This window comes from Nonomuraea sp. NPDC049625 (assembly GCF_040675285.1).
GTDB classification, from domain to species: Bacteria; Actinomycetota; Actinomycetes; order Streptosporangiales; family Streptosporangiaceae; genus Nonomuraea; species Nonomuraea angiospora_A.
The window spans coordinates 559,369-571,833 of sequence record NZ_JBFAOQ010000002.1 but is presented as its reverse complement, the minus strand read 5'-3'; the positions used below and the strand labels follow the sequence as shown (position 1 = coordinate 571,833).

The window sequence follows — 12,465 nt, the reverse complement described above, 5'->3', positions numbered from 1 at the left end:
CATAGTGGGCGTGAGTATGCCCTGACGTAATCGCCGGGCGTTACTGGGCGATATCCTGCCGCAACTTCACCGCGCCACGCAGGTAGACATGCTGGATCGCGGAGCGCGGGCGGTCGAGGTCGACGTGGGCCATGAGGCGTACCACCCGGGGCAGCGCGCCCGGCACGTCGATCTCGGTGCAGCAGATCAGCGGCACCTCGTGGAAGCCCAGCTTGCGCGCCGCGAGCGCCGGGAACTCGGCCGTCAGGTCGGGCGTGGCCGTGAACAGCACGCTGATCACGTCGTCGGTGGTCAGCTCGTTACGCTCCATGATCGCGGTGACCAGCTCGGTCGTGCCTGCGATGATCGAGTCGCGGTCGTTGGCTTCCACCTGGATCGCCCCGCGGATCGCCCGCACCATGTGGTTTGTCCCCTTCCATAGCGGGAGAGCCCGTGCGGAGATTCGCACGGGCTCCTGCGTCCGGCCAGATTACAGCTTCACGGCCGCGTAAAGCTCACCGACCTCTTTCAAGGTCAGCGCCCTGACCGTCCCGGCTTTGGTACGGCCCAGCTTCACCGGGCCGAACTCGATCCTGGCCAGGTCGATCACCCGGTGGCCCGCCACTTCCAGCATGCGCCGGACGACGTGCTTGCGGCCCTCGTGCAGGACGACCTCGACCAGCGCCTGCTGGCCGTGCTCCTGCACGATCGCGAAGCTGTCGGCCTTGACGATGCCGTCCTCCAGCTCGATGCCCTGCTTGAGCCTGCGGCCCAGGTCGCGCGGGATCGGGCCCGGCACCTTGGCCCAGTACTTCTTCTGCACGCCGTAGCTGGGGTGCGTCAGCCGGTTGGCCAGCTCGCCGTCGTTGGTGAGCAGCAGCAGGCCCTCGGTCTCGGTGTCCAGCCTGCCCACGTGGAACAGCCTCGGGGCCAGCTCCTCCACGTAGTCGGCCAGGCACGGGCGGCCCTGCGGGTCGCTCATGGTGGACACGACGCCGATGGGCTTGTTCATGGCGTAGTAGACGAGGTCGGGGGCGGTGGGGACGCGCTTGCCGTCCACGTGGATGACCTGCGTGGCCGGGTCCACCTTGGCGCCGAACCGCCGCACGACCTGGCCGTTCACGGTGACCCTGCCGTCGCCGATCATCTCCTCGCAGGCCCGGCGGCTGGCCACGCCCGCCTGGGCGAGCACCTTCTGCAGCCGCACCCCGTTGGGGACCTCGGTGGTGTCGCGCTCGTCGGTGTAGTCGTCGGGGTAGAAGTCGCGGTCGCGGAGGGGCTGGCGAGCGGCCTTCACGCGGTCGCGCTGGGGGCTGCCGCTGCCGATCGTCTGCACGTCGTCGCGGCGGGGGGTACGGGGGGCACGGTCGGCGGGGCGGTCGGCGGTGCGGGGGGCGTCGCCGTCCCGCCTGCCGAACCGGGCACGCGAGGAAGCCGGAGCTCCCCCGTCCCTGCGCCCACTCCGATCGGCCCGGAACCCGCCACCGCCACTGCGCTCATCGCGCCGGCCAGCGCTGTAACCGCCACGGTCATCGCGTCGGCCGGCCGAGTACCCGCCGCGCTCGTCACGCCGCCCGGCACCGTAACCGCCACGCTCGTCACGCTGCCCGGTACCGGAACCACTGCGCTCATCACGCCGGCCGGCACCAAAGCTGCCTCGCTCATCGCGCCGTCCAGCGCTGTAACCGCCACGCTCATCGCGTCGGCCGGCACCGTAACCGCCGCGGTCGTCACGCCGGTTGGCCGTGTAGCCGCCACGGTCGTCACGCCGGCCGGGGCCGTACCCGCCGCGGTCGTCGCGTCGGTCGGGGCCGGAGCCGCCGCGCTCGTCGCGGGAACCGCGGGCGCGCTCGCCACCGGAGTCGTCACGACGCCCGGCGCCGTAACCACGGCGGTCGTCGCGGAACCCGCCGCCGCGCTGGCCGCCGCGCTCGTCGTCGCGGCGCTCGGAGCGGTATCCGCCCCGGTCGCCGTAGGGCCGCTCCTGGCGCTCACCGCGCCCGTTGCGGTCGTCGTACCGGTTTCCCCGGTCTTCGTACCGGCTCCCACGGTCGTCGTTCCGGCCGGTGCGGTCTTCGGTCCGGTTGCCGCGGTCTTCGTAACGGCTGCCGCGGTCGTCACGCGCCGGGTAGCGCTCGCCGCGGGGTTGCCTCTGCTCGCGGCCGCCGGACCCGGCACGCGAGCCGCTCCGGTCGGCGCGGAGGGAGTCCCCGGACCCGCCGCGGAAGCCGCCGCCGGAACGGGATCCTGAACTGGAATCGGAGCGGAAGGCGGGACGTCCCGCTCGGCCCTGACCCGAGCCGCCGGTACGTCCACGACCGCGTCCATCACCGGACGGGGTGCTACGCCTGTTGATCACTTTGTTGTCTCCTCGAGGTTTTCCACGTCGTCGGGGAGGAGGGGCGCGAGCTCGGGGAGCTCGCTGAGGTCCCGCAGTCCCAGACGTTCAAGGAAGTATGAGCTTGTCCGGTAGAGCACTGCCTGGCTCTCCGGGTCGGTGCCGGCCTCTTCGACCAGCCCTCTCGCGACGAGCGTCCGCATGACGCCGTCACTGTTCACGCCGCGTACCGCGGCGACGCGGGCCCGGCTCACCGGTTGCCGGTAAGCCACGACCGCAAGTGTTTCCAGCGCGGCCTGGGTGAGCCGCGTCTGCTGGCCGTCGCGTACGAACCGCTCGACCAGGGGCGCGCAGTCGGCACGCGTGTAAAAACGCCAGCCGCCCGCGACATCTCTCAAGTCAAAACCTCGGCCGGCGGCGGTATATTCCGCCGCCAGGCCCCGCAATGCGGCGGCGACCTCGTGGGTGGGCCGCTCCAGCACCTGGGCCAGGGTGATCTCGGCCACGGGCTCATCGACGACGAGCAGGATGGCCTCCAACGCCGCCGCCAACGTCGGCCCTTCCCCCGCGCGCTCCTGCCTCTCCTCCGCGTCCCCGGGCTCCTCCTCGAGGCCTTCCGCACCCCGCCCCGGACCCGCGCCCGGAGGACCCGCGGCCGGGGCGGTGGCCGTGCCGCTCGCCTCGCGACCGTCAATCGCCAGCGCCTCACCGGCCTCCGCAGCGCCCGGCTTCTCGGCCGCACGCGTTGCGCCGAACTCCACCGCACCGCTACCCGCCGACCCGGCGCCCGGAGGAGCCGCGGCCGGGGCGGCGGAGGGAGCATCCGGCGCCGGCGCGCTGTCCGATGGCGCCTCCCGCGAAGGCGGTCTGTCAGCCGAAAGCGCCTCACCCGCGAGCGCCGCCCCGTCCGTCGATCCCGCCGCATCCGTCAGCAGCGTCCCGTCGGTCGATCCCGCCTCATCCGCCGATCCCACCTCGTCCATCGGCGGCGTCCCGTCAGCCGGTCGGGCGTCGTCCGTTGGCGGGGCGTCGTCCGTAAACGCGGCGTCGTCCCGTTGCGCGGCATCGTCCGTAAACGCGGCGTCGTCCCGTTGCGCGGCATCGTCCGTAAACGCGGCGTCGTCCGGTTGCGCGGCGTCGTCCGGTTGCGGGGCGTCGGCCGGTTGCGGGGCGTCGGCCGGGGGCGGGGATGGGGGTTCGGCTGTGTCCTCCGCCTCAGGGGGTGAGGGTTGGGCGAGGGAGCCGGGGAGGCTCATCCAGGCGGGGAGCGGGGGCTCGGAGTCCGGGGATCGGCGAGGGGTGGGCAGTGGGTTGTCAGTCATTGCGTGGTTTCTCCGCGGATTCCTCGTAATCGTCCCCCACCGCGACGTCCCCGTCGTCAGCGCCCGTCCAGGTTACGTGCAAGTCCCCCAGCGCTTCGACCTGTTCGAAGGTAACCGCCGACTCCCGGAAGAGCTCCAGCACCGCCAGGAACCGGGCGATGACCTCGAAAGTGCCCGAGCAGTCGGCCACCAGCGTGCGGAAGGTGGCGCGCCGGAGGCGGCGCAGGTGCATGACAAGGATGGCCGCCTGCTCCTTGACGCTCGCCAGGGGCTGGTAGATGTGCCCGACGCTGACGGTGGGGGGCAGCTTGGGGGTGAAGGCCTTGGCGGCAATCCTGGCGAGCTGCTCGGGCCCGATGCCCAGGATGAGCTCGGGCAGGAGGTTGGCGAACTGCGGCTCCAGCGGCACCGTACGGGGAAAGCGCAGCGCCTCCTCCGCCATCCGCCCCGCGAAGAGCTTCGCCACCTCCTTGTACGCCTTGTACTGCAGCAACCGCGCGAACAGCAGGTCCCTGGCCTCCAGCAGCGCCAGGTCCTCCTCGTCCTCGACCTCGCCCGAGGGCAGCAGCCGGGCCGCCTTCAGGTCGAGCAGGGTCGCCGCGACCAGCAGGAAGTGGCTGGTCTGGTCGAGGTCCCACTCGGGCCCCCGGGAGCGGATGTACGCGATGAACTCGTCGGTGACCTTGGAGAGCGAGACCTCGGTGATGTCCAGCTTGTGCTTGGCGATGAGGCCGAGGAGCAAGTCGAAGGGTCCCTCGAAGACGTCCAGGTGGACCTGGAACCCTTGGGGCTGCTCGGCGTCGGTCACCTGGCCATTGTGGCAGGCGCCGACCAGCGCGAGAGCACCTCGCGGGCCAGCTCACGGTAAGCGTTCGCACCGAGCGAGGACGGGTCGAAGGTGGTGATGGGCTCACCGGCGACCGTCGCGTCGGGGAAGCGGACCGTACGGTTGATCACCGTGTGGAACACCTTGTCGCCGAACGCCTCCACCGTCCGCGCCAGCACCTCGCGGCCGTGCAGCGTACGGGCGTCGTACATGGTGGCCAGCAGGCCCTCGATCTCGAGGTCCTCGTTGAGCCGCTCCTGGACCTTGGAGATCGTGTCCATGAGCAGTGCCACGCCGCGCAGCGCGAAGAACTCGCACTCCAGCGGCACCATGACGCCGTGGGCGCAGGTGAGGGCGTTGATCGTGAGCAGGCCCAGCGACGGCTGGCAGTCGATGAGGCAGACGTCGTAGTGCGGCAGCAGCGGCTTGATCACCCGGCCGAGCACCTGCTCGCGGGCGACCTCGGTGACGAGCTGCACTTCGGCGGCCGACAGGTCGATGTTGCTGGGCAGCAGGTCGAGGCCCTCGACGCCGGTCTCCAGGAGCACGTCCTCGGCGGTGACGCCCCGCTCCATGAGCAGGTTGTAGACCGTCAGGTCGAGCTGGAGCGGGTTGATGCCCAGGCCGACGGAGAGCGCGCCCTGCGGGTCGAAGTCGACCAGCAGCACCTTGAGCCCGTATTCGACGAGCGCGGCACCCAGGTTGATGGTGGTCGTCGTCTTGCCGACGCCACCCTTCTGGTTGACCATCGCGACCACGCGCGCCGGGCCGTGCACCGCGGGGGGCACCGGTTCGGGGAACACGGGTCTGGGCCGCTGCGTGGGCCCGAGATTGACGCCGTTGGAAGGCGTGTTGGTCTTCGTGTCGCCCCAGGGGTTGTCGGGGGTCCCCGGGGTCGAACCCTTGGTCTCCACAGTCACCAGCTCGAACCTCCCTGACGATCCCGAACCGGACCGTCCGGACGGACACTATGGGCTCGCCACTTTAGGCGGCAAGGCGGCACGCCGAGGGCTGCCGCACGTCGCAAAAGACTATAGATCACTGCCGGGCACGTGGATGCGCGGCGGCGTAGACCTCGCGAAGTTTGTCGACCGTCACCAATGTGTAGACCTGTGTGGTCGTCACGGAGGCGTGGCCGAGCAACTCCTGGACCACCCTAACGTCAGCGCCGCCGTCTATCAGATGGGTTGCGAAGGAATGGCGAAGAACGTGGGGGCTTATCCCGTCGAGCTCGGCGCGTTCGGCGGCGGCCTGGAGCACTTCCCACGCTCCCTGCCTGGTCAGCCGGCCTCCCCGGGCGTTCAGGAAGACGGCCGGGGTGCCGCGCCCGTGGGCGAGCAGGCCGGGGCGGGCCCGTACGAGGTAGGCGTCGAGCGCGGAGCGGGCGTAGCGGCCCAGGGGCACGACGCGCATGCGCTCGCCCTTGCCGCGCAGGCGCACCTGGTCGTCCTCGAGGTCGTCCACGGCCAGCCCGACGGCCTCGGAGATGCGGGCGCCGGTGCCGTACAGGACCTCGAGCAGGGCCCTGTTGCGCAAGGTCAGGGGCGCGCCGTCAGGGCCGGAGGCGGCGATGAGCCGCTCGACCTCGTCCACGCTGATGGCCTTGGGGAGCCTGCGCGGCTGGCGCGGCGGGCGTACCTCGTGGGCGGGGTCGTGGGCCGTGACGCCTTCGCGCAGAGCAAAACGGTGCAGCCCGCGCACGGCGGAGACGGCGCGGGCGGCCGAGCTGGCGACGAGCGCGGGGTGCTCGCCGTCGCCCTCGCGCAACGCGGCGAGGAAGGCCAGCACGTCGGCCTCCCCCACCTCGTCGAGCTCCGCCCGGCCGCGCGCGTGCAGGTGTTCGACGTATCGCCGCAGGTCACGACGGTAGGACGCGAGCGTGTTGGCAGCCAGGCTCCGCTCCACCGCCAGATGGGCGAGGTAGCTGGAGAGCACCGCCTCCACGAAAGGTCCTTCCGGTCACGCCTCTGGGGCGTCGGCGGGGCGCAACAGGGCGAATCCCTCAACCGAAGCCGCGTACGCGGCGAGGATACCGGCCACGGCCGGGGAATTGTGGATCATTCCCATGAGCGCCTTCTCGACCGCGTCGGGCAGGGGCACCCACTCGACCGGCATGTCGATCTCCTCGTGCCGGTGGACGAAGTCGGTCTCGATCTTGGTCAGGTCGCGGGCGAGGAAGACCCGGATCCGCTCGTCGGTCATGCCCGGGGAGGAGCGCAGGTCGACGAGGGTGTGCCAGGTGTCGGCCCGGTAGCCGGCCTCCTCGGCGAGCTCGCGGGCCGCCCCTTCGACGAGCGATTCGCCTTCGACGTCGCGGATCCCGGCGGGCAGCTCCCACATCAGCATGCGCGTGGGGTGGCGGTACTGCCTGATCATCAGGACCCGCTCCCGGTCGTCGAGCGCGAGCACGGCGACCGAGCCCGGATGCACCACGACGTCGCGCTCGGCGACCTCGTCGCGGGGCATCTTCACCGAGTCCGTGACCACCGTGATGACGTGGCCGCGGAAGCGTTCCTTGGAATCGACGACGTCCCACGCCTCGGGCGTGTCTTCGACTCTCATCACTGGGTCACCTTCGTGCTGACTCGCGCGTCGGCGTACGTCAGGGCCGCGGAGATGAGGCCCTTGAACATGGGGTTGGCCCGCGTGGGGCGCGAGCGGAACTCGGGGTGGGCCTGGGTGCCGACGAAGAACGGGTGGACGTCGGTGGGCAGCTCGGTGTACTCGACCAGGCGGCCGTCGGGGGACAGGCCGGAGAAGACCAGGCCGACCTTCTCGAGCTGCTCGCGGTAGGCGTTGTTGACCTCGTAGCGGTGGCGGTGGCGCTCGTCGGCCTTGGCCTTGCCGCTGTAGAGCTGCCTGGCCAGGGTGCCCTCGCCGAGCTTGGCGGTGTAGCTGCCGAGCCGCATGGTGCCGCCCATGTCGCGCTCGCCGGCGACGACGTCCTCCTGGTCGGCCATGGTGGAGATGACCGGGTGCTTGGTGTCGGGGTCGAACTCGGCGGAGTTGGCGTCCTCGATGCCGGCCATGTTGCGGGCGGCCTCGATGACCATGCCCTGCATGCCGAGGCAGATGCCGAGCAGCGGGATCTTGCCCTCGCGGGCGTGGCGGATCGCGCCGATCTTGCCCTCGATGCCGCGCACGCCGAACCCGCCGGGGATCAGCACGCCGTCGACGCCGTCGAGCTCGCGCTCGGCGCCCTCGGGGGTCTCGCAGTCGTCGCTCTTGACCCACCGGATGTTGACGCGGGCGTCGTTGGCGAACCCGCCGGCCCGCAGCGCCTCGGTGACCGACAGGTACGCGTCCGGCAGGTCGATGTACTTGCCGACCAGGGCGATCGTGACCTCCTTGGCCGGCCGGTGCACCCGGCGCAGGAGCTCCTCCCACTCCTTCCAGTCGACGTCGCGGAACGGCAGGCCGAGCCGGCGCACCACGTACGCGTCGAGCCCTTCGGAGTGGAGCACCTTGGGGATGTCGTAGATCGAGGCCGCGTCCACGGCGGAGACGACGGCGTCCTCGTCCACGTCGCACATCAGGCTGATCTTGCGCTTGATCGCCGTCTGCACGGGCCGGTCGGAGCGCAGCACGATCGCGTCCGGCTGGATGCCGATGCTGCGCAGCGCCGCCACGCTGTGCTGGGTCGGCTTGGTCTTGAGCTCGCCGGAGGGGCCGATGTACGGCAGCAGCGACACGTGCAGGAAGAACACGTTGTCGCGGCCGACCTCGTGCCTGATCTGGCGGACGGCCTCCAGGAACGGCAGCGACTCGATGTCGCCGACCGTGCCCCCCACCTCGGTGATGACCACGTCCACCTCAGGAGCGGCCATGCCCCTGATCCGGTCCTTGATCTCGTTGGTGATGTGCGGGATCACCTGGACGGTGTCGCCCAGGTATTCGCCCCGCCGCTCCTTGGCGATGACGTTGGAGTAGACCTGGCCGGTCGTCACGTTGGCCGAGCCGTGCAGGTCGGTGTCGAGGAAACGCTCGTAGTGGCCGACGTCGAGGTCGGTCTCGGCGCCGTCGTCGGTGACGAACACCTCGCCGTGCTGGAACGGGTTCATGGTCCCGGGGTCGACATTCAGGTACGGGTCGAGCTTCTGCATGGTGACCCGGAGACCGCGCGCCTTGAGCAGGCGACCGAGGCTGGATGCCGTGAGCCCCTTGCCGAGACTGGAGGCGACACCGCCGGTGACGAACAGATGCTTGGTTTGCGATGCGCTGCGCAAAGGGGCTCCCGTGGCTCGAGGTGTGGTCGAAGTGTCCACGGGCTCTCAGGATATCAAACAACGCCCCCGACATGCCCGAACGGCTTGACCTAGCGGTAACTTTGGTCCCTATGTCATTGGTACGGCGGGCAGTCGGCGCGCTGATTCACCGAGCCTACGGGGCGATCCGGCGCGCGGGCGCGATCACTCCTGCCGTTCCGGCCGGCTACCGATTCGGCCGGATCGGCGACGGGGTCAGCATCGCCTTCCCCCCGGGCGCGATCTTCGGCGAGCGGTGGATCGAGATCGGCGACCACACGCTGGTCGGCGAGCGCGTGTCCCTGTCCTGCGGCATGGGCCCCGGGCTGGACCTGGGGCCGGAGTCCATCCTGCGCATCGGCGGCGGCTGCTCGATCGGCCGCGGCTCGCACATCGTGGCCCACCAGTCGATCGACATCGGCGACGACGTCTTCACCGGCCCGTACGTGTACATCACCGACCAGAACCACGTCTACGACGACCCCGACGTGCCGATCGGCCGGCAGTGGCCACGTAACAGCCCGGTATCGATCGGCTCGGGCTCGTGGATCGGGGCGGGCGCGATCATCCTGCCGGGCACGAGGCTGGGCCGCCAGTGCGTGGTGGCGGGCGGGGCGGTGGTCCGCGGCGAGTTCCCTGACCACAGCGTGGTCGCCGGCGTACCGGCCAAGGTGGTCCGCGGCTACACCTCGGAGCTCGGCTGGCACGCTCCCGGCGGCCTCCTGAAGCATCCGGCCCGCCCCGGGGGATGGACCGAACAAGCTTCTGCCGGTTAGCGTCGAATCATGCGGACCCCCATCTGTGAGCGCCTGGGCATCGAGTTCCCGTTGTTCGCCTTCAGCCACTGCCGCGACGTCGTGGCCGCCGTCACGAACGCGGGCGGTTTCGGGGTCCTGGGTGCGATCGCGTACTCGCCGGAGCAGCTCGACACCGAGCTGACCTGGATCGACGGGCAGGTGGGCGGCCGGCCGTACGGCGTGGACGTGCTCGTGCCCGGCAAGGTCGACGCCTCCGCGCTCGACCGGCAGGCGCACCTCATGGACTTCGTCCCCGACCGGCACCGCGACTTCGTCACCCACCTGCTGTCCAAGTACGGCGTGAGCGCCCCCATGCAGCCGCTGACGGCGGCGGCGGACGAGTTCGGCAGGCGGGTCACGGCGGCCGGGGCGACGGGGCTGATCGACGTGGCGCTCAAGCACCCGATCGGGCTCATCGCCAGCGCCCTGGGGCCGCCTCCGCCCGAGATGGTCGCCCGGGCCAGGGAGGCGGGGGTGCCGGTGGCCGCGCTGGTCGGCACGGTCGAGCACGCCCGCAGGCAGGTGGCGGCGGGCGCGGACCTCATCGTGGCGCAGGGCACCGAGGCGGGCGGGCACACCGGCGACATCTCCACGATGGTGCTGGTCCCGCAGGTCGTGGACGCGGTCGCCCCGGTCCCCGTGCTGGCGGCGGGCGGGATCGCGTCCGGGCGGCAGATGGCGGCGGCCATGGCGCTCGGGGCCGAGGGGGTGTGGTGCGGCTCGGTCTGGCTGACCACGGAGGAGGCGGAGACGTCGCCCGCGGTCAAGCGCAAGTTCCTGGCCGCCTCGTCGCTGGACACGGTCAGGTCCAGGTCCCGTACGGGCAAGCCGGCCCGCCAGCTCAAGTCCGCCTGGACGGAGGAGTGGGACTCCGGCCAGGAGAGCCCCGGGCCGCTCGGCATGCCGCTGCAGCTGCTGGTGGCCGAGGGCGCGATGGCCCGCATCGGGGCGGCGGCGGAGAAGGGCGAGCCGGGGGCGGTGGAGCTGGTCAACTACTTCGTCGGCCAGGTCGTGGGGCAGCTCGACCAGGTGAGACCGGCCCGCGAGGTGGTCTACGACATGATCAGCGAGTTCGGGGAGGCGGTGGAGCGGCTGCGGCTCCTGACCGGCTCCGACTAGCCGCGTAGACGTACAGGTACGGGTACCGCGGCCGGACCTCGCCGCCCGCCGCGGCCCTGGCCAGCGCGAGCGCGCCGTCGGCGGAGGTCCCGCCGGGCGGCGTGAACCGGGCTTGCGGCAGCAGGTCGCGCACGGTGGCCTGGAACGGCTCCATCAGCAGGTCCGCGGCGTCGAAGATCCGGCCGCCCCAGGAGAAGACCGGTTCGAGCCCCGACGCGGCGGCGACGGCGGTCTGGCCGAGCTGCCGCCCCGCCTCGGTCCAGATCCCGCGCGCCACCGGGTCTCCCGCGCGGGCCGCGTCGGCCACGGACGGCGCGAACGACGCCAGGTGGTGCGCCGGCGAGCCCGACTCGTAGACGAGCGCCACCAGGTCCAGGGGGTGGCCGAAGCGGGCCGTCAGGTGTTCGAGCAGGGCGGGCGAGCCGCCGGCCCGGCCGTCGTGGGCGCGCAGGGCGGCCTGGAGGCCCTGCGCGCCGATCCAGGCGCCCCCGCCGTGGTCGCCGAGCAGGTGGCCCCATCCGTCGGACTGGTTCCAGACGCGGTCGAGGTCGGTGCCGAGCGTGATGACGCCGGTCCCGGCGGCGACCACCACTCCGGGCCGGAACCCGAGCGCGCCCACGTGCGTGGTCACCATGTCCCCCGCGACCACGAGCGTGCCGAGCCCGAACCGCTCCCCCAGCGCCCGCCACAACGCCTCCGGCTCCCTGACCAGCCCCGGCAGCCCGGTCACGCCGACGGCCATCCCGTCCAGCCGCCCGGGGACGCGCGCCGCGTCCCCGATGACCGACGCGATCCGGAGGGCGAGCCGGTCGAGGTCCACCCGGCCCTCGGTACGGGGCACGGGCGCCGAGTCCTCGCCGTACGCGATCTCCCCGCCGCTCTCGATCCGTGTCCTGATGCCTCCGCCGCCGACGTCCACGCCCGCGAAGCCGCTCATCCGGCGTGCCCGCCCAGTGCGGCCACGGCCGCGCGGACGCCCGGATGCGCGGCGAGCGCTTCCCGCGCCTGGCCGGGTGTGCAGCCCGTGAGCAGCCGTACGAGCGCCTCCGGGATCCGCCCGTCCGCCTCCGCCAGCGCGGCGGCGCAGGCCGCGGCGTCCTCCCCGGTCGCCTCCACGAGCAGGTTCACCGCCCGCTGCTCCAGCTTGGCGTTGGTGGCGACCAGGCCGACCATGAGGTTCGAGTACGTACGCCCCGACTTGATCATGAGCGCCGTCGAGAACGCGTTGAGCAGCACCTTGGTCGCCGTGCCCGCCTTGAGCCGGGTGGACCCGGTGAGCGCCTCGGGCCCGGTGTCCGCGACGACGAGGATCCCGGCCAGGTCGCGCAGCGGCGCGGCCGGGTTGCAGGTGATCAGCACGGTGCGCGCGCCCGCCGCCCGGGCCACGCGCAGCGCCCCGGCCACGTACGGGGTGGTCCCGGACGCCGTGATCCCGATCGCCAGGTCGTTCTCGGCGAGCGCCCCGGCGTCGGCGGCTCCGAGCTCCTCGGCGTCCTCCCGGTCCACGGACGAGTCGGTGAGCGCGCCAGGACCGCCGGCGAAGTGCGCCGTGAACAGGCCACGCGCCACCCCGAACGTCGGCGTGATCTCGGTGGCGTCCAGCACCGCCAGCCGCCCCGACGCGCCGGCGCCGAAGTAGTGCACGCGTCCGCCCCGGCCCAGCCGGAGATACGCCTCGTCCACCGCCAGGGAGAGCGCCGTGGCGGCGGCGCGGGCGGCCGCGACCGCCGTGGCGTCCTCGTCCAGCAGCAACCGCAGGACGTCTGCTGACTCCAGCGTGTCGATGTCTGCGGTGCGCGGGTTGCGGCTTTCGGTCGGTGGTGCCACCGGGGGCATCGTG

Annotated in this window: 12 protein-coding genes; 2 read left to right on the top strand and 10 right to left on the bottom strand. The window is 71.9% G+C overall.

All coding sequences use genetic code 11. The features are described from left to right. Window positions 1-40 precede the first annotated feature (40 nt). From aroH to AB0J87_RS09970, 8 genes are all read right to left on the bottom strand, one after another. Window positions 41-400: a chorismate mutase gene (gene aroH / locus AB0J87_RS10005; protein WP_185073133.1), complete on the bottom strand. Its 360-nt coding sequence runs from the start codon at window positions 398-400 to the stop codon at window positions 41-43. Between the two features lie 69 nt (window positions 401-469). Next, window positions 470-2,338 carry a pseudouridine synthase gene (locus tag AB0J87_RS10000; protein ID WP_363963895.1) on the bottom strand — a complete coding sequence of 623 codons (1,869 nt, stop codon included), beginning with the start codon at window positions 2,336-2,338 and terminating at the stop codon, window positions 470-472. Further along, window positions 2,335-2,868 (bottom strand): SMC-Scp complex subunit ScpB, encoded by a 534-nt coding sequence (gene scpB, locus AB0J87_RS09995; RefSeq protein WP_350726906.1) that lies wholly within the window; start codon window positions 2,866-2,868, stop codon window positions 2,335-2,337. The genes AB0J87_RS10000 and scpB overlap by 4 nt, the downstream gene beginning before the upstream one ends. 763 nt (window positions 2,869-3,631) lie before the next feature. After that, window positions 3,632-4,447 carry a segregation/condensation protein A gene (locus tag AB0J87_RS09990; RefSeq protein WP_350726414.1) on the bottom strand — a complete coding sequence of 272 codons (816 nt, stop codon included), beginning with the start codon at window positions 4,445-4,447 and terminating at the stop codon, window positions 3,632-3,634. After that, entirely contained in the window at window positions 4,444-5,385 is a 942-nt protein-coding gene (locus AB0J87_RS09985; RefSeq protein ID WP_363963893.1) for a ParA family protein, read from the bottom strand. Before AB0J87_RS09985 ends, AB0J87_RS09990 begins: the two co-directional genes overlap by 4 nt. A 118-nt stretch (window positions 5,386-5,503) precedes the next feature. Continuing rightward, a complete protein-coding gene (locus tag AB0J87_RS09980) occupies window positions 5,504-6,409 on the bottom strand; it encodes a site-specific tyrosine recombinase XerD (RefSeq protein WP_355191936.1) in 906 nt (301 codons plus the stop codon). A 15-nt stretch (window positions 6,410-6,424) separates the two neighbouring features. Further along, the gene (locus tag AB0J87_RS09975) at window positions 6,425-7,027 is read right to left on the bottom strand and encodes an NUDIX hydrolase (protein ID WP_350726408.1); all 603 of its coding nucleotides are present in this window, start codon (window positions 7,025-7,027) and stop codon (window positions 6,425-6,427) included. Beyond that, window positions 7,027-8,691 (bottom strand): CTP synthase, encoded by a 1,665-nt coding sequence (locus AB0J87_RS09970; protein WP_350726406.1) that lies wholly within the window; start codon window positions 8,689-8,691, stop codon window positions 7,027-7,029. The genes AB0J87_RS09975 and AB0J87_RS09970 overlap by 1 nt, the downstream gene beginning before the upstream one ends. Before the next feature lie 110 nt (window positions 8,692-8,801). On the opposite strand from AB0J87_RS09970, the gene AB0J87_RS09965 reads away from it, so the two are divergent. Then, entirely contained in the window at window positions 8,802-9,485 is a 684-nt protein-coding gene (locus AB0J87_RS09965; protein WP_350726404.1) for an acyltransferase, read from the top strand. Window positions 9,486-9,494: 9 nt separating this feature from the next. Beyond that, the gene (locus AB0J87_RS09960) at window positions 9,495-10,625 is read left to right on the top strand and encodes a nitronate monooxygenase family protein (RefSeq protein WP_350726402.1); all 1,131 of its coding nucleotides are present in this window, start codon (window positions 9,495-9,497) and stop codon (window positions 10,623-10,625) included. Here the strand turns inward: AB0J87_RS09960 and AB0J87_RS09955 are convergent. Together AB0J87_RS09955 and AB0J87_RS09950 are read right to left on the bottom strand one after the other, a co-directional pair. Further along, window positions 10,570-11,562, bottom strand: coding sequence for a BadF/BadG/BcrA/BcrD ATPase family protein (locus AB0J87_RS09955; protein ID WP_363963890.1), 993 nt, complete (start codon window positions 11,560-11,562; stop codon window positions 10,570-10,572). The genes AB0J87_RS09960 and AB0J87_RS09955 overlap by 56 nt on opposite strands. Then, the gene (locus tag AB0J87_RS09950; RefSeq protein WP_363963888.1) at window positions 11,559-12,461 is read right to left on the bottom strand and encodes an N-acetylmuramic acid 6-phosphate etherase; all 903 of its coding nucleotides are present in this window, start codon (window positions 12,459-12,461) and stop codon (window positions 11,559-11,561) included. Before AB0J87_RS09950 ends, AB0J87_RS09955 begins: the two co-directional genes overlap by 4 nt. Window positions 12,462-12,465: the final 4 nt, after the last annotated feature.

Coding starts and splice junctions, on each gene's coding strand:
- aroH (WP_185073133.1), bottom strand. CDS start 400: ATGGTGCGGGCGATCCGCGGGGCGATCCAGGTGGAAGCCAACGACCGC.
- AB0J87_RS09975 (WP_350726408.1), bottom strand. CDS start 7,027: ATGAGAGTCGAAGACACGCCCGAGGCGTGGGACGTCGTCGATTCCAAG.
- AB0J87_RS09965 (WP_350726404.1), top strand. CDS start 8,802: ATGTCATTGGTACGGCGGGCAGTCGGCGCGCTGATTCACCGAGCCTAC.
- AB0J87_RS09960 (WP_350726402.1), top strand. CDS start 9,495: ATGCGGACCCCCATCTGTGAGCGCCTGGGCATCGAGTTCCCGTTGTTC.
- AB0J87_RS09955 (WP_363963890.1), bottom strand. CDS start 11,562: ATGAGCGGCTTCGCGGGCGTGGACGTCGGCGGCGGAGGCATCAGGACA.
- AB0J87_RS09950 (WP_363963888.1), bottom strand. CDS start 12,461: ATGCCCCCGGTGGCACCACCGACCGAAAGCCGCAACCCGCGCACCGCA.